Consider the following 26,278-nt stretch of genomic DNA (forward strand, 5'->3'; position numbering starts at 1 on the left):
AACATAAAAAACTCGGATTTCTCCGAGCAGTGACTTTAATTTCTTCTTTTCATACATCTCTTTTAACAAGCTATTTCACTATCAAAACTTCTGTTATCAATTTTTGGATTAGGACCCCATTGATTTTCATCCTCTTTACTATTTAAACAAGTACTATCACAAAGTGTTTTTTTACAAAATATCACAAATTTTATACACACCTTAATCTTTGAAATAAGATGTATGCTTCAATAAAACTTGCTTATAAATCGACACTCTCCTTGAAAATAGCCAATTTTTAAAAGCATGTATAAATGAGGGTAATTCTAATTTTCTTATTTTTTTAGAATTCCTAAATATTCTTTCCATGGACCAACATCTTCACGATAACTATTAGCCATTACCCTTACAATTTGACTGATATGAGTTAAATCATGTACAACCCAAGTAGACAGTAATTCTCTTAACTTAACAAGTCCAAATTCAGGATGAACGCCCTTTAACTCAAAATTTATTTCTGCTTCAATCAACATTTGTAATTTTGTGATATTCTGTGCTCTATTTACCTTAAATTCATGTAATTTCTCTTCAATTGATCTATTTTTTTCTTGATTCAGATGTGTTAAACGATCAAATGGAGGAAATGGCTTATGTTCACCTTCATTAAGAATCCAATTGATCCTCACCATCCAATTCGTTTTTTCTGCTTCAATTAGGTGATCAATCACTTCAGAGACATTCCATGTCCCATCGCCTTCATTGCTATGTAACCACCTATTAGATAAACCGGATAGAAAAGAGTCCAATGTTCGCGGAGTCCGCTCTAGTACCTCAATCGTTTCATTCAGATTAAAATTCATCTAAATCGCTCCTTTCTTCATTCAATTAAATGTATGTATCTAAAACACTCTTAACAATCCACCTATCTAAATTTTAGCAAATATTTAATCGTCCACAACTAATTAATAGGTAATTTAATGCAAAAAAAAGACGAACTTAGAAAGTTCGTCTTCATTATTGTAATGAAAAATTAACCAATTGATCCTTCCATCTCGAACTTAATCAGACGGTTCATCTCAACTGCATATTCCATTGGTAATTCTTTTGTGAATGGCTCAATGAAGCCCATTACGATCATTTCTGTAGCTTCTTGCTCAGAAATTCCACGGCTCATTAAGTAGAATAATTGTTCTTCAGATACTTTTGAAACTTTTGCTTCGTGCTCAAGTGAAATATTGTCGTTTAAGATCTCGTTGTATGGAATTGTATCAGATGTTGATGCATTATCCATAATTAACGTATCACACTCAATATTTGAACGTGAACCAGCTGCTTTACGTCCGAAGTGTACAATACCACGATATGTTACTTTACCACCATGTTTCGAAATTGATTTCGATACAATTGTAGATGAAGTGTTTGGAGCTAAATGAATCATTTTAGCACCAGCATCTTGGTGTTGACCTTTTCCAGCAATTGCAATAGAAAGTGTAAGACCACGTGCGCCTTCACCTTTTAAGATAACTGCAGGATACTTCATTGTAAGTTTAGAACCGATGTTTCCATCAATCCATTCCATTGTTGCATTTGCTTCACATACAGCACGCTTCGTAACTAAGTTGAATACGTTATTCGCCCAGTTTTGAATTGTTGTATATCGGCAATATGCATCTTTTTTAATGATGATTTCTACTACTGCTGAGTGAAGTGAGTTTGTCGTATAAACAGGAGCTGTACAACCTTCTACGTAATGTACGCTTGCTCCTTCGTCAGCAATAATTAGAGTACGCTCAAATTGTCCCATATTTTCTGAATTAATTCGGAAATATGCTTGAAGAGGCGTATCAACTTTCACACCTTTTGGAACGTAAATGAATGATCCACCAGACCAAACTGCAGAGTTTAAAGCAGAGAATTTGTTATCTGTTGGTGGAATTACTTTACCAAAGTGTTCTCTGAAGATGTCTTCGTGTTCACGTAATGCTGTATCTGTATCAGTAAACAGAATTCCAAGATCCGTTAAGTCTTGTTTCATACTATGATAAACTACTTCAGATTCGTACTGAGCGGAAACACCCGCTAAATACTTTTGTTCAGCTTCAGGAATACCTAATTTATCAAATGTGTTTTTAATTTCTTCAGGTACTTCATCCCAAGACTTTTCTGTTTTCTCTGATGGCTTTACATAATAAGTAATTTCATCAAAGCGTAAATCAGACATGTCTCCACCCCATTGAGGCATTGGCATATCATAAAAATGTTGTAAAGATTTTAAACGGAAATCTAACATCCATTGTGGTTCATTTTTCATGCGTGAAATTTCTTCAACGATTTCTTTTGTTAATCCACGTTCAGAACGGAAAATCGATACGTCACGATCATGAAAACCATATTTATAATCACTAATATCTGGCAAATTAGTAGACATTTTTCTTGCTCCCTTCTAATAGAAGAGGAGGATTAAAGCTCAGAAGTTATTCTGATTTTAACCCCTTCTCCATCGCTTTCCATGCAAGTGTTGCACATTTAATTCGAGCTGGAAATTTCGAAACACCTTGCAGTGCTTCAATATCATCTAAATCAATTGATTCATCGTATTCTCTTCCAAGCATCATATCTGAAAAGATTTGAGAAAGTTTTAATGCTTCCTCAATCTTTTTACCTTTAATTGCGTGTGTCATCATTGAAGCAGAAGCCATTGAAATCGAACAGCCTTCACCGTCAAAACGTGCATCCGATACTATTCCATCGTCTACTTTTAAACGTAATTCAATGCGGTCACCACAAGTTGGGTTATTCATATTAACAGTTAAATCGCCGTCAGAAATAGCTCCAACCCCTTTATTACGAGGGTTTTTATAATGATCCATAATCACTCGACGATATAATCCATCTAGATCAATATTTCGATTAATAGACATCGCTGAAATACTCCTTCGTTTTTACTAGTCCTCTTACAAAAGCATCTACATCTTCTTTTGTATTATACAGATAAAAACTTGCACGAGCTGTAGCAGATACCTTTAACCATCTCATTAATGGTTGCGCACAATGATGGCCTGCGCGAACAGCGATCCCTTCTACATCTAATACAGTTGCAACATCATGTGGGTGTACATCTTCCACATTAAATGTCACTAATCCTGCACGATGTTTAGGTCCGTAGATTGTTACACCTTCTACAGATGATAACTGCTCAAGTGCATAATCAGCAATCTCATGTTCATGTTTTTCAATGTTATCCATTCCAATTTCAGTTAAGAAATCAATCGCAGCACCTAAACCAACAGCACCCGCGATGATAGGAGTTCCACCTTCAAACTTCCATGGTAATTCTTTCCAAGTAGAGTCTTGTAAGTCAACGAAATCAATCATTTCCCCACCAAATTCAATTGGTTCCATGTTCTCAAGAAGCTGTTTTTTACCATAAAGTACACCAATTCCAGTAGGAGCACACATTTTATGACCTGAGAATGCGTAAAAGTCACAATCTAAGTCTCGTACGTCTACTTTCATATGTGGCGTACTTTGTGCACCATCAACAAGCATGATTGCACCGTTTTGATGAGCAATTGCCGCAATCTCTTTTACAGGATTAATTGAGCCAAGTACATTCGAAACGTACATAATGGCAACAATCTTAGTATTAGAGTTAATTGTAGCTCTTGCCGATTCAACACTGATTGAACCATCTTCTTCTAATGGTAAATATCTTAATGTTGCTCCTGTAGCTTTTGCAACCTGTTGCCAAGGAATGATGTTGCTGTGATGCTCCATATAAGAGATAACAATCTCATCTCCAGCTTTTAGGTTTGCTCTGCCATAACTAGCAGCAACTGTATTAATTGCAGTTGTTGTTCCTCTAGTAAAAATAATCTCTTCAATTGAAGACGCATTTATAAAGTTTCGAACTTTTTCACGAGCCCCTTCATAAGCATCTGTCGCTTTTGTTCCTAGAGTGTGTACACCTCTATGAACATTTGAGTTATATTCACGATAATAGTTTGCAACTGCTTCGATTACCTGAACTGGTTTTTGCGAAGTAGCAGCACTATCTAGATATACTAAAGGATGTCCATTTACTTCTTGATTTAATATCGGAAAGGCTTCACGGATTGCTTTAACATCCATTACTTAACCTTCCTCTCAATTACATCAACAAGCATTTGTTTAACTTCTTCAATTGGTAATTCCGAAACTACAGGTGCTAAGAATCCGTGAATAACTAAGCGCTCTGCCTCTTTCTTCGGAATACCGCGACTCATTAAGTAGTAAAGTTGAGTAGGATCTACTTTACCAACAGATGCTGCGTGTCCAGCCATTACATCATTTTCATCGATTAAAAGAATAGGATTTGCATCTCCACGTGCTTTTTCGCTAAGCATTAATACACGAGAAGTTTGTTGAGCATTTGACTTAGAAGCTCCGTGCTCAATTTTTCCAATTCCATTAAAGATTGACGTAGCAGATTCTTTCGCCACACCATGTTTTAAAATCCAACCTTCAGATCCCTTACCATAATGAATGATACTTGTAGTAAAGTTTTGAGTTTGCTCACCACGACCAACTGTAACCATTTTTAAGTCTCCGAATGAGCCATCACCAACTAAGTTTGTAATGTTTTCAAATACTGAGTTTCCATCATTCATTAATCCAAGTGCCCATTCAATTTTGCTATCACGACCCGCGTGTCCGCGACGAACAACATATGAAGTTACACCTTTCGCTAATGTATCAACTGCACCATAGCGTACTTTTGAATTATCTAAAGTGATTACCTCTGTTACAATATTTGCAACAGCTGATGTTAATTCATCAGATGTTGAAACATAGTTTTCAACATAAGTAACTTCACTGTTAGCATCAGCAACTACTACTACGTGGTTATATGCTGGTACAGTTTCCCCATCAACTACGAAAATAGCTTGAATAGGTTTTTCAAGTACTACATTTTTAGGAACATATAAGAATGCTCCTCCATTAACTAATGCTGCATTTAGAGCGATTAATTTATTTTCATCGACTTTAACAGCCTCTGTCATAAAATATTTTTTCACAAGATCTTCATGATCTTTAATTGCTGTGTGTAAATCAACAAATAGTACACCTTTTTCTTTTGCTTCTGTTGAAAGCGCATGATATACCGGTGAACCGTTATATTGTACATAAATAGATTGATCAGCATCTTCATTCATTAATGAAGTAACTGATTCTGGTAACTGATCCTTTGTAGGAACATTTCCAGTAGTTGCTTCAAATTCTTTTCCAAAGAAATCCCATTTAGAGATATTCGTTTTATCTGGCTTTGGAAGAGAAAGTGATTCAGCTTTTGCAAGTGCGTTTAAACGGAACTCTGTGAAGTATGCAGGTTCATTTCGCAGTGCAGAAAGCTGCTTAACTGTTTCTTGACTAAATGGAATTGTAGTACCAGTTGTCATGAGAATCCCTCCTATCCGATTAAGCTTCTTGCCCAACTGTCTCGTCTTCGATACCTAACTCTTGTTTAATCCAGTCATATCCTTCAGCTTCTAAACGAGCTGCTAATTCAGGACCACCTGATTTTACAATACGTCCTTGCATCATTACGTGAACGAAGTCTGGAGTAATGTAATTTAATAAACGTTGATAGTGAGTGATGATTAAGCAACCAAACTCTTCTCCACGCATTTCGTTAACACCTTTAGAAACTACTTTTAAAGCATCGATATCTAAACCAGAATCGATTTCATCAAGAATAGCGATTTTTGGTTGAATCATCATCATTTGAAGAATCTCGTTACGTTTTTTCTCTCCACCTGAGAAACCTTCATTTAAATAACGTTGAGCCATTTCTGGATCCATTTCAAGGAATTCCATGTTTTTATCTAAAGTACGGATAAATTTCATTAAAGAAATTTCATCGCCTTCCGCGCGGCGTGAGTTTACTGCAGAACGTAAGAAGTCAGCATTTGTAATCCCACTAATTTCGCTAGGATATTGCATAGCAAGGAATAAACCTGCTTGAGCGCGCTCATCAACTTCCATTTCTAATACATCATTTCCATCAAGCTCGATGCTTCCACCGATTACTTCATATTTCGGATGACCCATAATAGCAGAAGATAAAGTTGATTTACCTGTACCGTTTGGTCCCATGATTGCGTGGATTTCTCCACCTTTTACTTCAAGGTTTACACCTTTTAAAATTTGCTTACCTTCAATAGCAACTTGAAGGTCTTTTATTTTTAATGTAGAAGCTCCCATTTTACACCCTCCATAATCTTACAAATAAAATTCTATAAAATAGAAAATGGCTATTTTAAGTTCATTCTCATTTTATTCTCATTCTAATCTTAAAGCAATTAAAAAGTATTTTCAAGCCGACCATAATTTTATCAAAAAAATTTATTCAATTGTATCTATTTTTTAATTAAAACCAATTTAATTAGTGATACTATATAAATAGGAAGTAAAAAATTTTCACTTCACATAAAAAAAGAGGTAAATTATGGCTAAATCATCTAAATTTTCACCAGAGCAACAGAAATATGCAATCAATCAGTTACAAACATATTTTTCGCAAGAAAGAGACGAAGAGTTAAGTGAATTAAGTGCTATTTTACTAATTGATTTTATTTCAGAAAAACTTGCGCCAATGTACTACAACAAAGGTGTTGAAGATTCCCAAAGATTTATGTCTGAACGCATCGAAGATTTATACGCTTTATTATTGAAAGAACGTATTGAAGATTAATTAAATTTTTACAAGTTAATTTATGCACATACTTAATTTAGATTATTCAACTGTAGTATAGTTGTTCAAGTTATTCTATAAAGTTTGTTTAAAACCGATTAATATTACTCTCCAAAAAACATCACCTTACCATTATTAACGAAAAAGCCTCTTTTCATAAATAATTTTCTCCGATTTTATAGCAAATAAAAGAACCTTCAAAAACACTATCGAAGGTTCTTTTCCCACAAAAACATTAAATTTTTCATCACTTTTTATACATGTGATATGGCACTACAACTTCTGGCATCCCAGCAGCATAGGCAGCTACCTCATATTCGCCAAAAATAAGTTTAATCCCCTTCTGATCAAATACCCATAGACGATTTTTATCATTTAATGCGATTTCATTTGGTGACTCGATCAATATATATCCGCTATATTTTTTTTGGAGTTGCTGATAGGCATACTGTTGTATAACCTTCGCCTTATTGTTTATCAGTTTAGATAAAGGAATTATCTCTCCAGTATTTATATTAAAATTATAAGTCGTTCCAACTGTCATCCCATGGGCTCCACCGGTATACGAATATTCATTATAAATCACACTTAACTTATTTCGATCGTTAAAAGGGACTTTATAAGTAAAAATGTATTCATAAGGTCTCCATGGTCCTTGACTTGAGGTCCACTTTTTCTTAGCCTCTTTCTCTTCGAATAAAAGTTTTAAACGGTTTTTATTAGCTAGATCTGCTCCCTTTCTTAAAGTAGCATTTATTTTTTCTTGTGCAATTCTATTTTTAAGACCTTTTACTTGTGGATATGTAATTGGCGAGTTTTTTAATTTCACTTTGTAAATTTGAGCTTTTTCAATCGGTGCTAATTGTTTTACTTCTGCTTTCGTACTGCTTGGCATAATCGTCAAACTTGAGAAGATAATAACCACTATCATTCTAAAGAAATACTTCATTAAATTACCTCCCATTTCTTCATGTATTAGTATGTTTATTTTGATAATGAAATATAACGTATATCAATTCTTATTTCATAGCTCTTTCTATAGCATACTATTTTTATATTTAGAAGAATGTAAATTTTTGTCATTAATCATATAATAAGGAGAAGAATACTTACCATCAATCATTAGAAAGTAGGGTTTAATTTGTCTCAGATTTTCGTAGCAGGAAAAATACCAGATAAGGCTGAATCAATCTTAAGCAATTATCAAGTAAATTTATTTGAAGGCGATCAGTTAATTACTGAAGAAGAACTTTGTCATGAGGTAAAGAATGCAGAAGCGATTTTAAGTCTTTTATCTACACCAATCAGTAAAAAAGTGATTGATGCGGCTAAAAACGCTAAAATTATTGCCAATTATGGTGCAGGATTTAATAATATCGACGTTGATTATGCAACTGAAAAAGGGATTCATGTTACGAATACACCTTTTGTTTCGACAGATGCAACAGCGGAACTGACTATTGCCATTTTATTAGCTGTTTCAAGACGGGTTGTCGAAGGAGATCAGCTTTGCCGAACACAAGGGTTTGATGGTTGGGCTCCACTATTTTTTAGAGGAACTGAAGTAGCCGGAAAAACACTCGGAATTTATGGTTTCGGAAATATCGGACAAGCTGTTGCAAAAAGAGCTTTAGCGTTTAATATGGACATCATTTATTCGCAACCTCGTAGATTAAGTAGTGAACTAGAAGCAAAATATAATGCTACATATGTTTCAATGGAAGAGATGCTATCAACAGCCGATTTTATTACTTTACACTGTCCGTATAAACAAGAGCTCCATCATTTATTCGGTAAAGAAGAGTTTTTAAAAATGAAGAAATCTGCATTTTTTATTAATGCTGCTAGAGGTCCTTTAGTAAATGAAAAAGAGCTAGTGAGTGCATTAAAGGATCGAGAAATTGCTGGAGCTGCCCTTGATGTATTTGAATATGAGCCAAGTATAACAGAAGAATTAAAATCACTTTCAAATGTCGTGCTAACACCGCATATTGGAAATGCAACCTATGAAACACGTGATGCAATGTCTGAAGTAGCCGCTAATAATATAGTAGAAGTCTTAAATGGAAGAAATCCAATTTCACCCGTTAATCGAATACTAATTAAAAACTAAGCTTTGTTAATTTATATTATTGATATTTAATAAAGGCTTCCTTTAAAAGATTGTTCTATAGTCAGGTTTAAGCAAAGAATGCAAAATCGATAAATATAAGAAGTTGATTCGAGTGGAGCGCAAGGTGCTCGACTCCTGTGAGAGTCGCGAGCCAGTAGAGACTCACGCAAGGCGCATGGGCTAAAGGAAGCTAAAGTTGCACGTGCCCCACGGAAAGCGAGAATCCTAAAGTGGAATTCAACAATCTTTTTTAATAGCCCAAAAACTAAAAAAGAAAGCTCCTAGTGAAATCACTAAGAGCCTTCTTTTTTATTATTCGCTTACAGGTACAACTGCACCTTTATATTTTTCAATAATGAAATCTTGAATTTCTTTAGAGTGTAATACTTTTACTAAAGCTTTGATTTCTTTTTTATCTTTGTCACCTTTACGAACAGCGATGATGTTTACGTATGGTGATTCTTTACCTTCTAATGCAATTGCATCCTTCATTGGATTTAAACCAGCATCAATCGCATAGTTTGTGTTAATTAATACTGCGTCTCCTTCTTTATGTTTATAAACTTGTGGAAGTAAACCAGCATCAACATTTGCTTCAAATTTTAAATTTTTAGGATTTTCTGCGATATCTTTTAAAGTCGCAACTGTTGGATCTACACCGTCAGCAATTTTAATTAGACCTTCTTGTTGCAATAAGCTTAACATACGACCATGGTCAGCTACTGAGTTACTCATGATAATTTTCGCACCATTCGGAAGATCATCTAAGCTCTTATATTTTTGAGAATAAACACCGATTGGCTCGATATGAATACCACCAGCGTTTTCGAATTTATATCCATTTTCTTTCATTTGTGCTTCTAAATAAGGAATGTGTTGGAAATAGTTTGCATCTAATTCTTTAGATTGAAGTGCTTTGTTTGGTAATACATAATCTTGGAATTTAACGATTTTCAAATCGATACCTTCCTTTTTAAGTAATGGTTTTGCTTCTTCTAAAATTACTGCATGTGGAACGTTTGATGCACCAACAACTAATTCTTTATTTCCTTTTCCCTCAGCTGAATTTTCTCCACCTTTACATGCTGCTAAAGATAATGCTAAAACGCCTGCTCCTAATAATCCTGCAATTCTTTTTAATTTCAATGTCTTTTCCTCCCAAATTTTGATTAAGCTCTTTTATCTATTTTTGTTGTAACTAAATCTCCAATGAATTGAAGAATAAATACAATAACTAAAATAATAACTGTCGCTACGAATGTAACTTGATTATTTGCACGTTGATAACCTTCCATAAAAGCTAAGTTACCAAGTCCACCTCCACCTACAACTCCTGCCATTGCTGTATACCCAACAATCGCGATTGTCGTAACAGTTAAACCTGAAATGATTGCTGGTAGTGCTTCTGGAATTAACACTTTTACAATAATGGTAAAAGTACTTGCTCCCATCGCTCTTGCTGCTTCGATTACCCCTTTATCTATTTCACGTAATCCAATCTCAACCATTCTTGCGTAAAATGGTGCGGCACCAATAATTAGTGCAGGTAATGCTGCCTTTGCACCTAACATCGTATCAAGAATAAAGATTGTAAATGGGATTAATAGAATGATTAAAATGATAAATGGTATTGAACGAAAAATATTTACAAATGCAGCTAAAATTGTGTTAATCAATTTATTTTCAAGAAGTTGATCTTTACTTGTTAAAAATAGTAATAACCCAATAATTAATCCAAAAATAAAAGTAGCTAATGCTGCAATTACTGTCATAAATAATGTTTCTTGAGTAGCGAGTAGCATTGCCTCCCAATCAACATTTGGAAAAAGTTGTGTCATCTTACGCTACCTCCACTTCAACTTGTTTTGATTCTAAATAAGAAATTGCCTCTTTGATGTTATTTGTATCACCTACAAGTTGAATCGTTAATGTTCCGTAAGAACCTTCTGCTGTTTGAACAATTTTTCCTTGCAAAATGTTAATGCCAATATCAAAGTGCTTTACTACATCAGAAATATGAGGTTGATCAGCTTGTCCATTTTTAAATGTAAGCTTATATGTTGTATCATTCCCGATACTTTGTGAGTTTACCTGATGATTAAATTCCTCATCTGTACCTCTAATTTGTTTAACAAATTTCTTTGTTATTTCTTGCCTAGGGTGAGTAAACACATCTACTACATGTCCTTCTTCTACAACTTTTCCATTTTCCATTACTGCAACTCGTTGACAAATCTTTTGAATAACATGCATTTCATGTGTAATTAAAATAATGGTAATTCCAAGTTGTTTATTTATATTTGTTAATAAAGAAAGAATTGAATCAGTTGTTTCTGGGTCCAGCGCAGACGTAGCTTCATCACATAACAACACATCAGGATTGTTTGCTAAAGCTCTTGCAATACCAACACGTTGTTTTTGACCACCACTTAATTCTGAGGGATATGCATTTTCTCTTCCTTCAAGTCCTACTAGTTTAATTAATTCCCTCGCACGCTCAACTCGTTCTTTTTTTGAGACCTTTGCAATTTCAAGTGGGAAAAGTATATTTTCTAACACTGTTCTCGACCACAACAAGTTAAAGTGTTGAAAGATCATGCCAATTTTTTGTCTTGCCCTACGAAGCTGGCTAGATGAACATTTTGTAATTGATTGCCCATTAATGATTACTTCTCCATTTGTTGGACTTTCAAGTCCATTTAGCATTCGTAATAGCGTACTTTTCCCAGCACCACTATATCCGATCATGCCAAAGATTTCACCTGCTTCAATTTTTAATGTAACATTTTGTACTGCGGTAACTGTGCCCTTTTTGCTTTTGTATGTTTTACTTACATTATTTATTTGAATCATACATTAGTTCTCCTTTCGAAACATTCTAACAACTCACCTTCCAATTTTTTGTATGAAATGCTTTTTTTAGTCTTAAAAAACAAAAAAACCTTTCAACTCACATGAGCAGAAAGGTTTAACATACAAAAGTATTCCTTTCTCTCATCTCTCAAAGCAATTGCTTTGCAGGAATTAGCACCATTTCAATGACGAACATTGACGGTTGCTGGGTTTCATAGGGCACAGTCCCTCCACCTCTCTCGATAAGAGTTAACATATCAAATTATTAAGTTGTTATTTAATGTAATTCTCATTCTACAAATTCCTACATAAGTTGTCAACAATTTTCTAAAAGTTTTTTTTCATTAGCAACACTTGTATATTGAAAAATAGTTTCAATAAGTAACAATAAACGATAGTTTCCTTCAAAAGAAGCATCATTTAATTTTAATAATAACCCAAGTCTTTGAGTTCCTAAGCTAAGCGAACTCCATCCTTCTTTAGTAAAATTAATTCTTAATTGAGGAATGGATCGTTCTAAAATTTCTATAAATGGGGCTTTTTTGCTAAATTTAACAAATAATTTTTCATTGAGGCAATTAAACTCCACAATACGCTCCTCAATTGGTAATATAATTTGAAGATATTCTTTCTGAATAAATAAATTCCTAGCTTGTCCAACCCACTCCTTAATTTCCATTTCGTACACCTCTCATCTTTTCGTTAATACTATTTTCTCATAGATAATCAGAGGATACTTGTCATTTCGCTCGACATTTACTTTGCAATACTACAGTTATTTACATGAATTTCTACACTATTCACCGTATTTCCCGAGAAATATGTCAAATAAACAGAAAGTGCAAACTCAAAATAAAATGAGTGCACCGAATTAGATGCACTCATCGTTTAATATATAAGTTGTATTTTTTCAATAAATCATGTAAGTACGGAACGGATTGAAAAGCGTACACCTTTTGCTTAATTTCCCCATTCTCAAAGATAAGTAAACAAGGAACACTTTCTACTTTCCACTTTTGAGCTTCTTCCACAATTTCATTAATGTTTATTTTACATTCTGGTAAATTTGGTAAGATCTCTTTTACTATGTCCAGCATTTTTGATGCGACTTGGCATGTACCACACATCGTTGTATAAATAAAAATAATTGTTGTCTCTTTCGATTCAATTCTTTGTAGCACTTCGTTTTTTGACCATTGATGCATATTCATAAACCTCGTTAATTTGTTCGTAAATAATCTGTAAAAACTAAAATATCTGCACCTAACAATACACTCGCTAAATGCTGACTTGGTGCTGTTGCCACTTCTCTATAGCTTCTGTCAATATATAGATGCTCCGCTTGAGGAAATTCCCTTTTTAACAGCCTTCTTAGTTTTTCTCCAGCTTCATCAGCATCTACTAGAACATAAATATCTCTAAAATCTAACATTTCAGCTAGTTCATCTAGTTTAGTAGTGCCAACTGTACCATTCGTACAAATTATATCCACTGGCTCTTTAATAATTGACTGTATTTTCTTTTTATCTGTAGTACCTTCGACAATGATAACTTTTCTTTGTTCTTCAATATTCACTGGGCATCACCTAATGTAAAGGACTCAAATCATTTGTATATAGTATATTCTATTTTTACCTGTTGTTTCCTTTTTTTATTAAAAGGAAATTGGAGCATATAATATTTCAGTAAAAAAGTACTACGATTTTTAGAAAACTTTTATATTTAATAGTATACACATAAAATAATAAAAGCGCCCAATAGGACGCTCAAAAAATTATTAATCTTGATTGATCATTTCTTCGTATTTCTCTGCAGACATTAACTCATCTAGTTCAGAAGCATTTGTTGCTTCAACAACTACCATCCATGCTTTTTCATAAGGAGATTCATTAACAAATTCAGGGTTTTCATCTAAATCTGAGTTTACTTCAATTACTTTACCACTGATTGGAGCATATAACTCAGAAACTGTTTTTACAGACTCAACACTACCAAATGGCTCGTTAACTGTAATCTCATCACCTACTTCAGGTAGCTCAACAAATACGATATCACCAAGCTCTGATTGTGCAAAATGAGTAATACCAATATAGTACTTATTACCTTCAACTTTTACCCACTCATGTTCTTCTGAATAACGTAGTTCTTTTGGAATTGACATTGTGAATCCTCCTCTGATAATTACCATAAATTTATGTTATTTTATAACCAAACTTTTTCAAATACTTCCTCATTAAAACCAACTGTTGCTTTGTCACCATTAAAAAGTAGTGGTCTTTTAATTAACTTGCCATCGGAACTTAATAGTTCTAATAACTCGTCCTGAGATTTTGTTGGGATTACATCCTTTAATCCAAGCTCGCGATATTTTACACCACTTGTATTAAATAATTTATTAATCGATATCCCACTTACTTTTAAGACATCAGCAAGTAATTCTTTTGAAGGCGGATTTAATGTAATATCTACAGGTTCTACAGATACGTTATGTTCTTTAAGCCAAGAAGCAGCTTTTCGACAAGTTCCACACTTTGGATATGTATAAAAAATGATACTCATATTCAGCAACTCCTCCCTCACCCTATTTTATCACATGGAATAAGTGAGTTAAAATAGTTCAGTTCGAAAATTCTGTTATAATTTGTCATTTAACAATATTATAGCAACATTACTTCCTTTAAACTACTAAAATGTTCGTAAATAATTTAAATTCGGATGATATTTTAGAATATTTTATGACATATTTAGTATTTTACGATAAATCACACAATGAATAGTTCAAATATTTTTCAACTTGTACTAGAACTTTATTAGTATGTCTCATTTAATGGGAATATTATCCTTTCACATCTCAAAAAAACATAAAAATAATGTACCTGCGCGTTCTCACCTGTCCTCTACTAACACTGGAGTCTCGCACCTTCATTCGAACTAAGTTCTTTAAAAACAAGTCTACTTTAAGTATACCTTTCTAAGAACAAAAATCATTTAGAAAAGAGCCAAAAATAAAAACTGCCAATCATTCGAAAGGCAGTTTTAGTAAGATTATAATGTGTAACGTTCGACAGCTAATACACCTGCTGCAATTTCACGTTTTTTCGCAATTACATTAATAGGTGTATGACGCGTAAATTTACGTAGTGCTGAAGTCATCATACGTAAAGAGTCACCAGACTCTACTGCTACTAGTGTTTCTTTTGCATGCGCTTCAATTTCGTTAAACGCTTCTTGACAGAACACTTGAGTATAAAGTAATTTTTGGTTCGATTTTTCTAAACCTACTTTATTAATCGCCTTTTCTGTACGAAGAATAGTTGACTCCATCGCATAAATATTGCTTACGATATCTGCAATATTCACTAAAATTTCTTGTTCTTTGTCTAATGCTTTACCGAATTTTTGTACTGCTAATCCAGCGATCATGATGCCGATTTTTTTTGCATTTCTTAATAAATGTTTTTCCTGTTCTAATGGAGCTTCTCCTACTTCTGCAGGCATTAGCATCATAAGCTCTTCTTGAATTGCTTGAGCTTGTTGAAGTAATGGTAACTCACCTTTTAATGCTTTACGTAAGAATGTTCCTGGAACGATTAGACGATTAATTTCATTTGTACCTTCGAAGATACGGTTGATACGTGAGTCACGGTAAATACGCTCAATTTCGTATTCAGCCATGAAACCATATCCTCCATGAATTTGCACGCCTTCGTCTGCAACATAATCTAATACTTCAGAGCCGAAAAATTTATTTAATGAGCACTCAATCGCATATTCAGAAACAGCTGCAGCAACTGCTTTAGGATCTTTTGCTTGCTCTTCCGTTAATTGACTAAATCGGTCTTCGAATAAACCAACTGTACGATAAACAGAACTTTCATTTGCATAGATCTTAGTAGCCATATTTGCTAATTTCTCTTGAATTAAGCTGAATTTTGCGATTGGCGTTTTGAATTGTTGACGTTGGTTTGCATATGTTGCTGATAATTCTAAAGCGCGTTTTGAAGAACCTACAGTTCCTACAGCTAGTTTATAACGTCCAATATTTAAAATGTTAAATGCAATTACGTGTCCTTTACCAACTTCCCCTAAAAGGTTTTCAACAGGCACATGAACATCTTCTAAAATTAATGTACGTGTAGATGAAGACTTAATACCCATTTTCTTTTCTTCTGGGCTAGTTGATACACCTGGATAATTTCTCTCAACAATGAAAGTTGAGAAATGCTCGCCATCGATTTTTGCATAAACAACGAATACGTCTGCAAAAGCAGAGTTTGTAATCCATTGTTTTTCACCGTTTAAAATATAGTGAGTTCCTTCAGCATTTAATTTAGCCGTTGTTTTTGCGCCTAAAGCATCTGAACCAGAACCTGGCTCTGTTAATGCATATGCTGCTAATTTTTCACCAGTTGCTAAGTCTGGTAAATAACGTTTCTTTTGATTATCATTTCCGAATAAAACGATTGGAAGTGAACCAATTCCAACATGCGCTCCATGAGAAATTGCAAATCCACCAGCTAATGAGAATTTTTCAGAAATTAGAGCAGAACTAATTTTATCTAATGCAATTCCGCCATACTCTTCAGGTACATCAGCAGCTAATAATCCTAACTCACCAGCTTGCTTTAATAAACGAACAGAACGTTCAAACTCGTGATGCTCTAAATATTCTAACTCCGGTAATACTTCATTAACAATAAACTCTTCAGTTGTTTTCGCAATTAATTTATGCTCGTCAGTGTAATCCTCTGGAGTGAATACTTTATCAAATGTAATTTCTTCTGTTAAAAAGCTTCCGCCTTTAATTAAATTACCGATTGTTTTTTCCATCGTAATTTCCTCCTAATTAGTATCTGTTCTTATATTTAAATCTTAAAATTCATCTGATTAATTGATTCTTAAATTAACTCAAATACACCAGCAGCTCCCATACCGCCACCAATACACATTGTTACTACACCAAATTGTTCGCCGCGACGTTTCATTTCATGTAATAACGATAAAGTTAATTTTGCACCAGTACATCCAAGTGGATGACCCAATGCAATTGCTCCGCCATTTACGTTTACTCGATTTTCATCAAGTCCTAAGTGGCGCATCACTTGAATTGATTGTGAAGCAAATGCTTCATTTAACTCGAATAAACCAATATCAGATAAACTTAATCCAGCTAGCTTTAATGCTTTTGGAATTGCTTCAACTGGCCCGATACCCATTACTTCCGGCGCAACCCCTGCAACCGCAAATGAACGGAACTTTAATAAAGGACTTAATCCTTCAGCTTCTGCTTTTTCACGGTCCATCACTAAAACTGCTGCAGCTCCGTCACTTGTTTGAGAAGAGTTACCTGCAGTAACTGAACCTCTTACATTAAATGCTGGACGTAATTTTGCTAAAATTTCAGAAGTTGTACCTTCACGTACACCTTCATCTTGAGCGAATGTAAATTTATTTTCTTGAATTTTATTATTTGCATCTACTGATCGAAGAGTAACATCAACTGGTACGATTTCATCGGCAAAACGCCCTTCACGAATCGCTACCGCTGCACGTTGGTGACTGCGTACTGCAAATGCATCTTGATCTTCACGAGAAATACCATAACGATTAGCTACTTGTTCTGCAGTATGCCCCATACCCATATAGTATTCAGGAGCAGTTTCTACTAATCTACTATTTGGGCGAATAACATGCCCTGACATAGGAACTAAACTCATTGACTCAGCTCCACCAGCGATAGCAGCTTCTGAATGACCTAACATGATTCGTTCTGCAGCGTAAGCTATACTTTGTAAACCCGAAGAACAATATCTATTAATTGTGATTGCTGGAACAGTATTTGGTAAACCAGCTAATGCTCCAATATTTCTAGCCATATTTAAGCCTTGTTCAGCTTCAGGCATTGCACATCCAAAAATTAAGTCATCAATTGGACCATCATAATTACCTGCACGTTTTAATGTTTCCTTTACTACTAATGCGCCTAAATCATCGGGTCTAACTGTTGCAAGTGATCCTTTTTTCGATTTACCTACAGGTGTTCTAGCACCTGCTACAATGACAGCTTCTCTCATGTTCTTCCCTCCATCTCCGACTAGTTACGTAACGGCTTTCCTTTTACAAGTATGTGCTGCATACGAGCTTGTGATTTCATTTCTGTAATTAAACTTAAAAATGCTTCGCGTTCAATATCTAATAAATATTGCTCATCAACTTTTGTTCCGAATGGCACTTTTCCACCAGCGATTACATATGCCAATTTCTTAGCAATTGTTAAATCATGCTCACTTATATATCCTGATTGATACATTCCCTGAGCTCCTAAAAGTAATGTTGCATAACCAGTTTCACCTACAACAGGTACTTTTTCACGTACTGGTGCGCTGTATCCAGCTTCATATAATTCAAGAACACGTTGCTTAGCTTCATAGATTAAGTGATCTGCATTGAATACTTTGCGATCATCATGGTTTAAAAATCCGTTTTCAAATGCTTCTTGTGCAGAAGTAGAAGCCTTCGCCATTGCAACAGTTTCAAATACACGGTTTGCTAAAGCTTGTAAATCAAATTGTACTCCTTCAGGGAATTGCTTTAATTGTTTAATATAAAGCTCTTTGCTACCGCCTCCTCCAGGGATTAGGCCGACACCAACTTCTACAAGTCCCATATATGTTTCTGATGAAGCTACTACACTAGCTGCTGGTAAGCAAATCTCCGTACCGCCACCAAGTGTCATTCCGTAAGGAGCTACTACCACTGGCTTATCAGAGTATTTAATTTTCATCATTGCATTTTGGAATCCTTTAACAACCATTTCAATTTCAAAATAGTTATCATCTTGTGCTTCCATTAAAATCATGGCTAAGTTTGCACCAACGCAGAAGTTCTTCGCTTGGTTACCTATAACCAATCCTTTGTAATTTTTCGAAACTTCATCAACCGCAAAATTAATCATTTGCGTAATATCCATCCCGATTGCATTACCCTTCGTATGGAATTCTAAGCATGCAACTCCATCACCTAGATCAATTAAGCTTGCACCAGAGTTTTTCTTAATTACACGACCTTGTTCCTTCAGAACATTTAATTTAACTTCCTTAACATTTCTTTCAAGTTGTTCATATTGACCATTATGATAGAAACTTACAACACCATTATCTTGGTTATAGAATGTTTCATTACCGTTGTCGATCATATCCTTAACCCATTGAGGAACAGTTAAGCCTTCACTTTCCATACGAACAACAGATTTAGAAACACCTATTGCGTCCCAAATTTCAAATGGACCTAAATCCCATCCAAAGCCCCACTTCATCGCTTGATCGATCCCAACGATATTATCCGAAATTTCACCAGATAATTCAGCTGAATAAACTAAAACAGGACTAATGATGCTCCATAAAAAGTTACCAGCGCGATCGTCTGCATATACAAGCGCTTTCAACTTATTAGCTAATCCTTTAACTTGTTTTACATTTTCAGTCGAAGCAGTACGTAATGATTTTCTTTCTCCATACTCAAATGTGTTTGGATCAAGTTCTAAAATTTCTTTGCCTTGTTTTAAGAAAAATCCTTGGCCAGATTTACTACCTAACCAATTGCGGCTTGCCATTTCTTTCAAAAATTCAGGAACTTTAAACACTTCTTTTTCTTTGCCTTCAACTAAATCATATACATTGTTTGCTACATGAATAAATGTATCTAATCCAACTACGTCTAATGTACGGAATGTCGCACTTGAAGGACGACCAATCATCGGACCAGTTATTGAATCAACTTCTCCAACACTGTATCCACCTTTAACCATTTCTTGAACAGTTACTAATAAACCGTATGTTCCAATTCTGTTACCGATAAAGTTAGGTGTATCTTTAGCAAGTACAACGCCTTTACCTAAAACATTTTCTCCAAAACGCTTCATGAATGTAAGTACTTCTTCAGAAGTATGTTTAGTTGGAATAACTTCTAGTAACTTTAAGTATCTTGGTGGGTTAAAGAAGTGAGTTCCTAAGAAGTGAGTTTTGAAATCTTCTGAACACTCTTCAGACATTGCTTCAATTGAAATACCTGAAGTATTAGAGCTAACGATTGATCCAGGCTTACGAACTGCATCAACTTTTGCTAATACTTGTTTCTTTACCGCTAAATTTTCAACAACAACTTCTATAATCCAGTCAACTTCGCTTAAACGACCCATGTCGTCATCAAAGTTACCAGCTTCAATTAATGCTAAATTTTTCTTAGATGCAAGGGGAGCTGGCTTCTGTTTTAATAATTTCTGAATAGCCGTTTGACTAAATCGATTACGAAATTCCTTAGAGTCAGTAGTAAGACCTTTTGCAGCATCTTCCTCAGTTAATTCTCTTGGTATGATATCAAGAAGTAATGTTGGAATACCTATATTTGCCAAGTGTGCAGCGATACCAGACCCCATCACACCCGAGCCGAGAACAGCGGCCTTTTTAATTCTTTGGATCATATGCATTTCTCCTCCTTGTTTCTTGAATGAATACTCATTCACTTTCGAGCTAGAATTTCCCTTCGCAAATGAGCACCTCTTATTTCACTATATGATAAATTCTAAGTTTTCGCAATAAACAAAAAGTTCAAATTAATATTTTTTATTTTTAAATGATGTCATTTTTTTACTAATAAGATTAATTTATTAGGTTAGTCTAATGAATGGAGGTGATAGCGATGAAACGTGAAAGAAATCCATCAAAAGGCGGAGTTAGTGCAGCTAGTGTTCAAGGAAATGCGGGTCATGGAGATCAAAAGCCTGAAAAAGGAAGACAAAGTAATAACCAGCAGTACGGTAAAGAAAATATGGGAAAATAAACTCTTTTTAATGAAGGTATAATAGCAAAACCTGGACGCTTTAAATTGAATAATGTTGTTTTTACTTATTTTTACTTAATCACAAATCCTGTATATAGAAAAAAAGAGGCTAACTAAAAAGATATCTCCTTTTTAGCTAGCCTCTTTATATTATTTACCAATCATACCTTTTAAAACGAAAGCAACGTTTGCTGGACGTTCAGCTAAACGGCGCATAAAGTAACCATACCAGTCAGTACCATAAGGAACATAAACCCGCATGTTGTACCCTTCTTTTACAAGCTCTAATTGACGCTCTGTACGAATACCAAATAACATTTGGAATTCGAATTGGTCATTTGGAATATTGTGTTCTTTAACTAATTGCTTCGTATATTCGATCATTGCTTCATCATGAGATGCAATCGCTGTAAAGTTTCCATTTAGTAAGTGCATTTTAATGATTTTTTTGAAGTTTTCATCCACGTCTTTTTTCTCAGGGAATGCTACTTCTGCAGGTTCCTTATATGCCCCTTTAACTAAACGTAAATTTGGTTTTAAACTATTTAGATCCATAATGTCGTTTTCAGTACGATATAAATAAGCTTGAATAACCGTTCCAATATTTTCGTACTCAGATTTTAACTGTTTAAAGATACGAATCGTTTTCTCGCAACGAGAGAAATCTTCCATATCAATCGTTACAAATACATCATGTTTTGTTGCCGCTTCAAGTATACGACGCATATTTGCTAAAACAATTTCGTCCGAAATATCTAGGCCCATAGAAGTCATTTTTAATGATAATTGAGAATTTAATTTTTCTTTACCGATCGCTTCGATTGCTTCGATACAATGGTCGGCCATTTCGTTTGCTTCTTCAATTGTATCTACAAACTCTCCAAGGTAATCAATTGTTACTTTTAAGTCTTTTTTATTTAATTCTTTAATTGCACTAGTCGCTAAATCAATTGTTTCACCAGCAACGAAACGCGCTGCACCAAATTTAAGACCGTATTTTTTTGCCATTTTAGTTAAAAACTTATTTTTAGAAAAAAATAAAAACGTATTTTTCATTAACTGTTCCATCTGTATACCCCCAAGTTTCTTCTAGTACTTTTCTCTCTATCTATATCTAATGTATCATTTTATGATTTTCGTTAAAACAATTATTTGCGATTTTGTCGAAAATTGTTAGAAAAATGAATGCCCTTTCTCAAATATTATATTATCATAATTTCCCTTTCTAGTCATCTTGGAAAAATCTGTTCAGCAAATCAGGAGTTTTTCTTGTTTGCCATTACTTCTCTATGTTTGTCATTTAAAGTTTTTATTTCCTTAATCAATTCAACTACATGCTCTTTCGCATTTGGATAAGTCTCATTCCAATGTTTCGTTAAAGCTGGCATGGATTTTGAAATATATGTATAAACAACCCATTTTTCTACTTTTTCTTGTTTCTCTTCCGACCATTCTCCTAGTAATAGTTCAGTATATTTTTTGATTAATGCATCAAACTTTTCTTCAAAATCATTTGTCATTGAAAACACCTCTCCAATCAAATTTCATATCTATTTACTCTCGTTATGATCATTAAATATTTTATTCAATTTAAGAAAAGTATAGTATACTTCAACAAGTTTAAAAATGGGTTGAACAATTTTTGATTTTCTAATAATAATTTTTAGGCTCTTTTAAAAAGATTTTTGATTTCCATTGCAGGATGCTCGTTTTCTGTGGGGCGTGGCTTAACCTCCTGGGCCCAAATGATGTGGGTCATGCATACGTTACGACAGTACGTCGTGGTATTAGCATGCCTAGCTTTTTGATCACTGCTAAGGTCTCAACTGTCCCGCTACTCACACAGGGGTCGAGCACCTTACGCTCTAATCAACTTATTATATTTGTCGATTGTCTTCTTTACGTCTCCCTGACTATAAAAACAATCTTTTAAAGGAAACCACTATTTTAATATCAACAATAAACATTAACAGAGCCTTTAAAAAAAATCTTCTTTTTACAATTTAAATTCTTTCTTCACACTATGTTCACACATTCACAATGTTGTATTCGTTATAAATCTTTATACTTAATTATGTACTCATGAATCAAATCACAAGTCATTTTGGGAGTGAAAACATGGAACGTGATAGTATCCAATATTGTATTGATTTAGCACTTAAGAAAAAGAACGTTTTAGATCAGAGTATATTTAAATATATAACGCGTGCTGCTTTAGCATCCATTTATATATGCTTCATTCTAATTGTTTGTTTAAAGTTAGCGGAAATCTTCAGATTGAACGAATCACCTTATGTAGCAATTGTTTATCCACTTGTCTTTGCTACTGCTTTAATAATGATTATATATGGTGGCGGAGAATTATTTACTAGTAACACAATGTATTTTACTTTTTCAACATTAGCTCATAAAACATCTAGATTAGACTTATTAAAAAACTGGTTAACATGTTACGCTGGGAATATAATCGGTGCCATTGTCTTTGCATTTTTATTTTATTTAACTGGTATACCTAAAGAATTTCCTAGTGATCATTTTTTAACTGGAGTGGTTGAACATAAAATTCACGCATCATTTTTACAGTTATTTTTTAAAGGTCTTTTATGTAATTGGTTAGTTTGCCTTGCTTGTTTTCTACCAACAAGATTAAAAGAAGATTTTTCAAAGATGACTATTATTTTTTTATTAGTATTTGCATTCTTCTTTTCAGGTTATGAACATAGTATTGCAAATCTTGCAGTATTTACTTTGTCTTCTATTATGCCCCATGATCTAACTTTTACTTTTGGTGATCTGTTACACAACTTAGTTCCTGTCACATTTGGAAATATTATCGGTGGTTCAGTCGGAGTTGGTATGGCTTATTATTACTTAAATACTGGAAAAACAACTAAAACAAAAAGTTTAAAACGAATTTCATAGCTAACTTCAACCTGCACTCATTTATTGATAGCAGGTTTTTTCGTGCAAATCTAAATTTAATATGGTAATAATGATTTTATATATGAAAATTTTTCCTTTTTTGGTGGTGTACATATTGAAATATAATAAGTTTGTTTTTTTTATTATGATTAGCTCAATTTTGTGTTTACTATTATTAGGTTTTGGTTTTGTAAAAGGCGCCTATACAGTCTTAAATCCACAAAAGAGCAAACTAATTGTGAAAGAAACGAATCAAAACCAAACAATGCATAAAACCGACAAGTTAAAAATTGTAGCGTTAGGTGATTCCATTACTCGTGGGATTGGTGACGATGAAGGTTTAGGTTATGTGAATAGACTTAAGACGTCTCTTAAAGAACAATATAAACAAGATTCTACAGTTTCTAATTTAGCTGTTAGTGGTGCTAAGACTTCAAACTTACTTACTGTTCTTCAGAAAAAAGATGTACAAGAAACAATCCGCTCAGCAGATACTATTGTCCTATCAATTGGTGGAAATGATTTATTTCCAGGCGCAGATCAATTAAACCAGGAATTTCTTAAATCTTACCGTCCAGACGAAAAAACATTTAAACATAACCTTCAACAAATTTTCAAATTAATAAGAACGCAAAACTCATCTGCATCTATCTATGCATTTGGTTATTATAATCCATTTCATAATGTACAAGGGCTAGATACCTCATCAAGTTTTGTTTCAAAATGGAATGATATTCTCGAACAATCTGTCCTCAGTATTCATGATGCATACGTAATACCTACGTTTGATCTTTTTTATAATGAAGAAAATAAATACTTATATACCGATCACTTTCACCCAAACAAAGAAGGGTACACTGAAATGGCTAATCGACTGTTAAGAAAAATAGGAAGCCAGCTTCGAGGTGAATCAAATGAATAAAGTACTTAAAGTAGATAAAGTTTCAAAGAAGATAAAAGGAAAATTACTAGTTGATCAGATCTCTTTCGAAGTGTATCAAGGTGAAGTTTTTGGATTCCTAGGACCGAACGGCGCCGGAAAAACTACTACAATTCGTATGTTAGTTGGTCTGATTTCACCAACAAAAGGCACTATTGAAGTAGCTGGTTATCCCGTGAAAACTCATTTTAAGCAAGCAATGAATGAAATAGGCTGTATTGTTGAAAACCCAGAGCTCTATAGCTATTTAAGTGGGTGGGAAAATCTATTTCAGTTTGCTCGAATGTTAAATATTAAAGATGACCAAAAAATTCATGAAGTCGTCAATCTTGTTAAATTAGATGAAAGAATTCATGAAAAAGTAAAAACATATTCTCTTGGTATGAAACAAAGACTTGGAATTGCCCAAGCTTTACTTGGAAATCCCAAGTTACTTATTCTAGATGAACCGACTAATGGATTAGATCCTGCTGGAATACGTGAATTACGTGAATTCATTCATATGCTTGTAAAACAACACAATATTAGTGTGTTTATTTCCAGTCATTTATTAAGCGAAATTGAAATGATTTGTGATCGAGTAGCCATTATTAATAAAGGAAAAATGGTTAGAGTATCAACTGTAAAGGAACTAGTTGAAGAAGCAGCTGAAAGAGTAGAATGGAAAGTCTCTCCAATTCAAAGAGCCAAAGAACTCTTGAGCCAAGACCCGTCGGTACAAGATATTGTCATATCTGGAGATGTAATCCAATGTCGTATGTCTTCCGAAAAAATAAATGAATTTACACATCGGTTTGTCGAAGAATCATTCCAGATTAATGGCGTACGCTCAATGTCCGATACGTTAGAAGACTTATTTATGGAAATGACTGGAGGTGAGGCAAATGACCGAAATGATAAGGCTAGTTTTTAATGAAATCGAAAAAATGGTACGTAAAAAAAGAATATTAGTTATATTCCTGATATTAGGCATTTTAATCCCTATTTTTGTATACGCTCAATTGCAACAAACAGAGGAAACAATTAAACGCTTAGGAACTGATGATTGGAAAGTTGCTCTGCAACAAAAAATAGTTGATCAACAAAACAGATTAAATTCAACAGGAATTCCAGAAGAATGGAAAAGCTGGTTAAAAGTTCAAATCGATCAAGAACAATATTATTTGGATAACAATATAAACCCGACGACTCCTGGAGCACCAACTTTCATTAGAAAACTAATCGAACAAAGTATAGGTTGGTTACTTCTTCCTTTATTAGTAATGGTTATTACAATTGACATCATTTCGGGTGAACGGAGCGATGGGACAATTAAACTTTTACTAACAAGACCAGTCAAACGATGGAAAATCTTATTAAGTAAATATTTTTCAATTTGCCTATTAATTTCATTTTTGCTCGTTCTGTATGGGGTAATGGCATATCTTGCTTCTGGATTTGTATTCGGGTTTAAAGGATGGACTGTTCCAGTACTCACTGGATTTGTCATAAAAAATAACAGTTTAATTACTGATTCAGTACAGCTAATCCCTCAATGGCAATACATCATTATGGCGTTTGGTTTAGCGTGGTTTGTTTGTATTATTATTGGTACATTATCATTTATGGTATCTGTTCTTGTTCGAACAACTCCTGCAGCTATGGGGATCATGTTAGCAGCATTAATTACTGGAAGTGTATTAAGTGGTCTTGCTACCTCATGGTCTGGAGCTAAATACTTCTTTAGTGTAAATCTAGGATTAACTGATTATCTAGTAGGACAGCTTCCTTCAATTGAAGGACTTAATATGCAATTCTCTTTGATCAACCTATCAGCTTGGGGGATTTCAGCCTTCATTATTGCTTTCATTACCTTTACTAAACAAGACATGCTTGCATAATATAATAGAAAAATGCCTAG

The 26,278-nt window shown here is 34.0% G+C and carries 27 protein-coding genes and 1 riboswitch; of the genes, 7 read left to right on the forward strand and 20 right to left on the reverse strand.

Annotated features, from left to right (window positions below; all coding sequences use genetic code 11):
- Window positions 1–314: 314 nt before the first annotated feature.
- From B7R65_RS03325 to sufC, 6 genes are all read right to left on the reverse strand, one after another.
- Window positions 315–839 carry a DinB family protein gene (locus B7R65_RS03325; protein WP_088041335.1) on the reverse strand — a complete coding sequence of 175 codons (525 nt, stop codon included), beginning with the start codon at window positions 837–839 and terminating at the stop codon, window positions 315–317.
- A gap of 170 nt (window positions 840–1,009) precedes the next feature.
- Window positions 1,010–2,407, reverse strand: coding sequence for a Fe-S cluster assembly protein SufB (sufB, locus tag B7R65_RS03330; protein ID WP_088041336.1), 1,398 nt, complete (start codon window positions 2,405–2,407; stop codon window positions 1,010–1,012).
- A gap of 46 nt (window positions 2,408–2,453) precedes the next feature.
- On the reverse strand, window positions 2,454–2,900 hold the full coding sequence (gene sufU, locus B7R65_RS03335; protein WP_088041337.1) for a Fe-S cluster assembly sulfur transfer protein SufU: 447 nt from the start codon (window positions 2,898–2,900) through the stop codon (window positions 2,454–2,456).
- Window positions 2,890–4,110 (reverse strand): cysteine desulfurase, encoded by a 1,221-nt coding sequence (locus tag B7R65_RS03340; protein WP_088041338.1) that lies wholly within the window; start codon window positions 4,108–4,110, stop codon window positions 2,890–2,892. Before B7R65_RS03340 ends, sufU begins: the two co-directional genes overlap by 11 nt.
- Window positions 4,110–5,417, reverse strand: coding sequence for a Fe-S cluster assembly protein SufD (gene sufD / locus B7R65_RS03345; RefSeq protein WP_088041339.1), 1,308 nt, complete (start codon window positions 5,415–5,417; stop codon window positions 4,110–4,112). The genes B7R65_RS03340 and sufD overlap by 1 nt, the downstream gene beginning before the upstream one ends.
- A 19-nt stretch (window positions 5,418–5,436) precedes the next feature.
- Window positions 5,437–6,222: a Fe-S cluster assembly ATPase SufC gene (sufC, locus tag B7R65_RS03350; RefSeq protein WP_088041340.1), complete on the reverse strand. Its 786-nt coding sequence runs from the start codon at window positions 6,220–6,222 to the stop codon at window positions 5,437–5,439.
- A gap of 244 nt (window positions 6,223–6,466) precedes the next feature.
- Here sufC and B7R65_RS03355 point away from each other — a divergent pair, with 244 nt between their 5' ends.
- Window positions 6,467–6,712 carry a DUF2164 domain-containing protein gene (locus B7R65_RS03355; protein WP_088041341.1) on the forward strand — a complete coding sequence of 82 codons (246 nt, stop codon included), beginning with the start codon at window positions 6,467–6,469 and terminating at the stop codon, window positions 6,710–6,712.
- Between the two features lie 247 nt (window positions 6,713–6,959).
- Here the strand turns inward: B7R65_RS03355 and B7R65_RS03360 are convergent, their stop codons facing one another.
- On the reverse strand, window positions 6,960–7,661 hold the full coding sequence (locus B7R65_RS03360; RefSeq protein ID WP_179194751.1) for a DUF3298 and DUF4163 domain-containing protein: 702 nt from the start codon (window positions 7,659–7,661) through the stop codon (window positions 6,960–6,962).
- Between the two features lie 192 nt (window positions 7,662–7,853).
- On the opposite strand from B7R65_RS03360, the gene B7R65_RS03365 reads away from it, so the two are divergent.
- A complete protein-coding gene (locus B7R65_RS03365) occupies window positions 7,854–8,825 on the forward strand; it encodes a 2-hydroxyacid dehydrogenase family protein (RefSeq protein ID WP_088041343.1) in 972 nt (323 codons plus the stop codon).
- Window positions 8,826–9,137: 312 nt separating this feature from the next.
- Here B7R65_RS03365 and B7R65_RS03370 read toward each other — a convergent pair whose 3' ends face one another.
- From B7R65_RS03370 to B7R65_RS03420, 11 genes are all read right to left on the reverse strand, one after another.
- Window positions 9,138–9,971, reverse strand: coding sequence for a MetQ/NlpA family ABC transporter substrate-binding protein (locus B7R65_RS03370; RefSeq protein ID WP_142288191.1), 834 nt, complete (start codon window positions 9,969–9,971; stop codon window positions 9,138–9,140).
- Window positions 9,972–9,994: 23 nt separating this feature from the next.
- Window positions 9,995–10,663 carry a methionine ABC transporter permease gene (locus B7R65_RS03375; protein WP_088041344.1) on the reverse strand — a complete coding sequence of 223 codons (669 nt, stop codon included), beginning with the start codon at window positions 10,661–10,663 and terminating at the stop codon, window positions 9,995–9,997.
- Between the two features lies 1 nt (window position 10,664).
- Window positions 10,665–11,678: a methionine ABC transporter ATP-binding protein gene (locus tag B7R65_RS03380; RefSeq protein ID WP_088041345.1), complete on the reverse strand. Its 1,014-nt coding sequence runs from the start codon at window positions 11,676–11,678 to the stop codon at window positions 10,665–10,667.
- Window positions 11,679–11,816: 138 nt separating this feature from the next.
- A riboswitch (SAM riboswitch) is annotated at window positions 11,817–11,927 on the reverse strand.
- Window positions 11,928–11,994: 67 nt separating this feature from the next.
- A complete protein-coding gene (locus tag B7R65_RS03385) occupies window positions 11,995–12,357 on the reverse strand; it encodes a hypothetical protein (RefSeq protein WP_088041346.1) in 363 nt (120 codons plus the stop codon).
- Between the two features lie 202 nt (window positions 12,358–12,559).
- Complete coding sequence (locus tag B7R65_RS03390; protein ID WP_088041347.1) at window positions 12,560–12,883, reverse strand: thioredoxin family protein; 324 nt, start codon at window positions 12,881–12,883, stop codon at window positions 12,560–12,562.
- A 14-nt stretch (window positions 12,884–12,897) separates the two neighbouring features.
- Complete coding sequence (locus tag B7R65_RS03395; RefSeq protein WP_088041876.1) at window positions 12,898–13,248, reverse strand: ribonuclease M5; 351 nt, start codon at window positions 13,246–13,248, stop codon at window positions 12,898–12,900.
- A gap of 207 nt (window positions 13,249–13,455) precedes the next feature.
- The gene (gene gcvH, locus B7R65_RS03400) at window positions 13,456–13,839 is read right to left on the reverse strand and encodes a glycine cleavage system protein GcvH (RefSeq protein ID WP_088041348.1); all 384 of its coding nucleotides are present in this window, start codon (window positions 13,837–13,839) and stop codon (window positions 13,456–13,458) included.
- Between the two features lie 41 nt (window positions 13,840–13,880).
- Window positions 13,881–14,237 carry an arsenate reductase family protein gene (locus B7R65_RS03405; RefSeq protein ID WP_088041349.1) on the reverse strand — a complete coding sequence of 119 codons (357 nt, stop codon included), beginning with the start codon at window positions 14,235–14,237 and terminating at the stop codon, window positions 13,881–13,883.
- 486 nt (window positions 14,238–14,723) lie between these two features.
- A complete protein-coding gene (locus B7R65_RS03410; RefSeq protein ID WP_088041350.1) occupies window positions 14,724–16,508 on the reverse strand; it encodes an acyl-CoA dehydrogenase family protein in 1,785 nt (594 codons plus the stop codon).
- Window positions 16,509–16,576: 68 nt separating this feature from the next.
- Window positions 16,577–17,752, reverse strand: coding sequence for an acetyl-CoA C-acetyltransferase (locus B7R65_RS03415; protein WP_088041351.1), 1,176 nt, complete (start codon window positions 17,750–17,752; stop codon window positions 16,577–16,579).
- Window positions 17,753–17,772: 20 nt separating this feature from the next.
- Complete coding sequence (locus B7R65_RS03420; RefSeq protein WP_088041877.1) at window positions 17,773–20,154, reverse strand: 3-hydroxyacyl-CoA dehydrogenase/enoyl-CoA hydratase family protein; 2,382 nt, start codon at window positions 20,152–20,154, stop codon at window positions 17,773–17,775.
- 221 nt (window positions 20,155–20,375) lie between these two features.
- Between B7R65_RS03420 and B7R65_RS03425 the strand changes: the two genes are divergently transcribed.
- Window positions 20,376–20,516 (forward strand): YuzL family protein, encoded by a 141-nt coding sequence (locus B7R65_RS03425; protein WP_088041352.1) that lies wholly within the window; start codon window positions 20,376–20,378, stop codon window positions 20,514–20,516.
- Between the two features lie 150 nt (window positions 20,517–20,666).
- Here B7R65_RS03425 and B7R65_RS03430 read toward each other — a convergent pair whose 3' ends face one another.
- Both B7R65_RS03430 and B7R65_RS03435 read right to left on the reverse strand, forming a co-directional pair.
- Window positions 20,667–21,584, reverse strand: coding sequence for a proline dehydrogenase family protein (locus tag B7R65_RS03430; protein ID WP_088041353.1), 918 nt, complete (start codon window positions 21,582–21,584; stop codon window positions 20,667–20,669).
- Between the two features lie 188 nt (window positions 21,585–21,772).
- Window positions 21,773–22,036: a DUF2573 family protein gene (locus B7R65_RS03435; RefSeq protein WP_088041354.1), complete on the reverse strand. Its 264-nt coding sequence runs from the start codon at window positions 22,034–22,036 to the stop codon at window positions 21,773–21,775.
- Window positions 22,037–22,634: 598 nt separating this feature from the next.
- On the opposite strand from B7R65_RS03435, the gene B7R65_RS03440 reads away from it, so the two are divergent.
- From B7R65_RS03440 to B7R65_RS03455, 4 genes are all read left to right on the forward strand, one after another.
- Complete coding sequence (locus B7R65_RS03440; protein WP_088041355.1) at window positions 22,635–23,438, forward strand: formate/nitrite transporter family protein; 804 nt, start codon at window positions 22,635–22,637, stop codon at window positions 23,436–23,438.
- A 115-nt stretch (window positions 23,439–23,553) separates the two neighbouring features.
- The gene (locus B7R65_RS03445) at window positions 23,554–24,360 is read left to right on the forward strand and encodes a GDSL-type esterase/lipase family protein (protein ID WP_179194752.1); all 807 of its coding nucleotides are present in this window, start codon (window positions 23,554–23,556) and stop codon (window positions 24,358–24,360) included.
- On the forward strand, window positions 24,353–25,291 hold the full coding sequence (locus tag B7R65_RS03450) for an ABC transporter ATP-binding protein (RefSeq protein ID WP_088041357.1): 939 nt from the start codon (window positions 24,353–24,355) through the stop codon (window positions 25,289–25,291). Before B7R65_RS03445 ends, B7R65_RS03450 begins: the two co-directional genes overlap by 8 nt.
- A complete protein-coding gene (locus B7R65_RS03455; RefSeq protein ID WP_373419546.1) occupies window positions 25,263–26,258 on the forward strand; it encodes an ABC transporter permease in 996 nt (331 codons plus the stop codon). The genes B7R65_RS03450 and B7R65_RS03455 overlap by 29 nt, the downstream gene beginning before the upstream one ends.
- Window positions 26,259–26,278 lie beyond the last annotated feature (20 nt).

The sequence above is a fragment of the Bacillus sp. EAC genome, assembly GCF_002156875.1.
Lineage (GTDB): Bacteria > Bacillota > Bacilli > Bacillales > Bacillaceae_G > Gottfriedia.

Coding starts and splice junctions, on each gene's coding strand:
- B7R65_RS03325 (WP_088041335.1), bottom strand. CDS start 839: ATGAATTTTAATCTGAATGAAACGATTGAGGTACTAGAGCGGACTCCG.
- sufB (WP_088041336.1), bottom strand. CDS start 2,407: ATGTCTACTAATTTGCCAGATATTAGTGATTATAAATATGGTTTTCAT.
- sufU (WP_088041337.1), bottom strand. CDS start 2,900: ATGTCTATTAATCGAAATATTGATCTAGATGGATTATATCGTCGAGTG.
- B7R65_RS03340 (WP_088041338.1), bottom strand. CDS start 4,110: ATGGATGTTAAAGCAATCCGTGAAGCCTTTCCGATATTAAATCAAGAA.
- sufD (WP_088041339.1), bottom strand. CDS start 5,417: ATGACAACTGGTACTACAATTCCATTTAGTCAAGAAACAGTTAAGCAG.
- sufC (WP_088041340.1), bottom strand. CDS start 6,222: ATGGGAGCTTCTACATTAAAAATAAAAGACCTTCAAGTTGCTATTGAA.
- B7R65_RS03355 (WP_088041341.1), top strand. CDS start 6,467: ATGGCTAAATCATCTAAATTTTCACCAGAGCAACAGAAATATGCAATC.
- B7R65_RS03360 (WP_179194751.1), bottom strand. CDS start 7,661: ATGAAGTATTTCTTTAGAATGATAGTGGTTATTATCTTCTCAAGTTTG.
- B7R65_RS03375 (WP_088041344.1), bottom strand. CDS start 10,663: ATGACACAACTTTTTCCAAATGTTGATTGGGAGGCAATGCTACTCGCT.
- B7R65_RS03380 (WP_088041345.1), bottom strand. CDS start 11,678: ATGATTCAAATAAATAATGTAAGTAAAACATACAAAAGCAAAAAGGGC.
- B7R65_RS03385 (WP_088041346.1), bottom strand. CDS start 12,357: ATGGAAATTAAGGAGTGGGTTGGACAAGCTAGGAATTTATTTATTCAG.
- B7R65_RS03390 (WP_088041347.1), bottom strand. CDS start 12,883: ATGCATCAATGGTCAAAAAACGAAGTGCTACAAAGAATTGAATCGAAA.
- gcvH (WP_088041348.1), bottom strand. CDS start 13,839: ATGTCAATTCCAAAAGAACTACGTTATTCAGAAGAACATGAGTGGGTA.
- B7R65_RS03405 (WP_088041349.1), bottom strand. CDS start 14,237: ATGAGTATCATTTTTTATACATATCCAAAGTGTGGAACTTGTCGAAAA.
- B7R65_RS03410 (WP_088041350.1), bottom strand. CDS start 16,508: ATGGAAAAAACAATCGGTAATTTAATTAAAGGCGGAAGCTTTTTAACA.
- B7R65_RS03415 (WP_088041351.1), bottom strand. CDS start 17,752: ATGAGAGAAGCTGTCATTGTAGCAGGTGCTAGAACACCTGTAGGTAAA.
- B7R65_RS03425 (WP_088041352.1), top strand. CDS start 20,376: ATGAAACGTGAAAGAAATCCATCAAAAGGCGGAGTTAGTGCAGCTAGT.
- B7R65_RS03430 (WP_088041353.1), bottom strand. CDS start 21,584: ATGGAACAGTTAATGAAAAATACGTTTTTATTTTTTTCTAAAAATAAG.
- B7R65_RS03435 (WP_088041354.1), bottom strand. CDS start 22,036: ATGACAAATGATTTTGAAGAAAAGTTTGATGCATTAATCAAAAAATAT.
- B7R65_RS03440 (WP_088041355.1), top strand. CDS start 22,635: ATGGAACGTGATAGTATCCAATATTGTATTGATTTAGCACTTAAGAAA.
- B7R65_RS03450 (WP_088041357.1), top strand. CDS start 24,353: ATGAATAAAGTACTTAAAGTAGATAAAGTTTCAAAGAAGATAAAAGGA.
- B7R65_RS03455 (WP_373419546.1), top strand. CDS start 25,263: ATGACCGAAATGATAAGGCTAGTTTTTAATGAAATCGAAAAAATGGTA.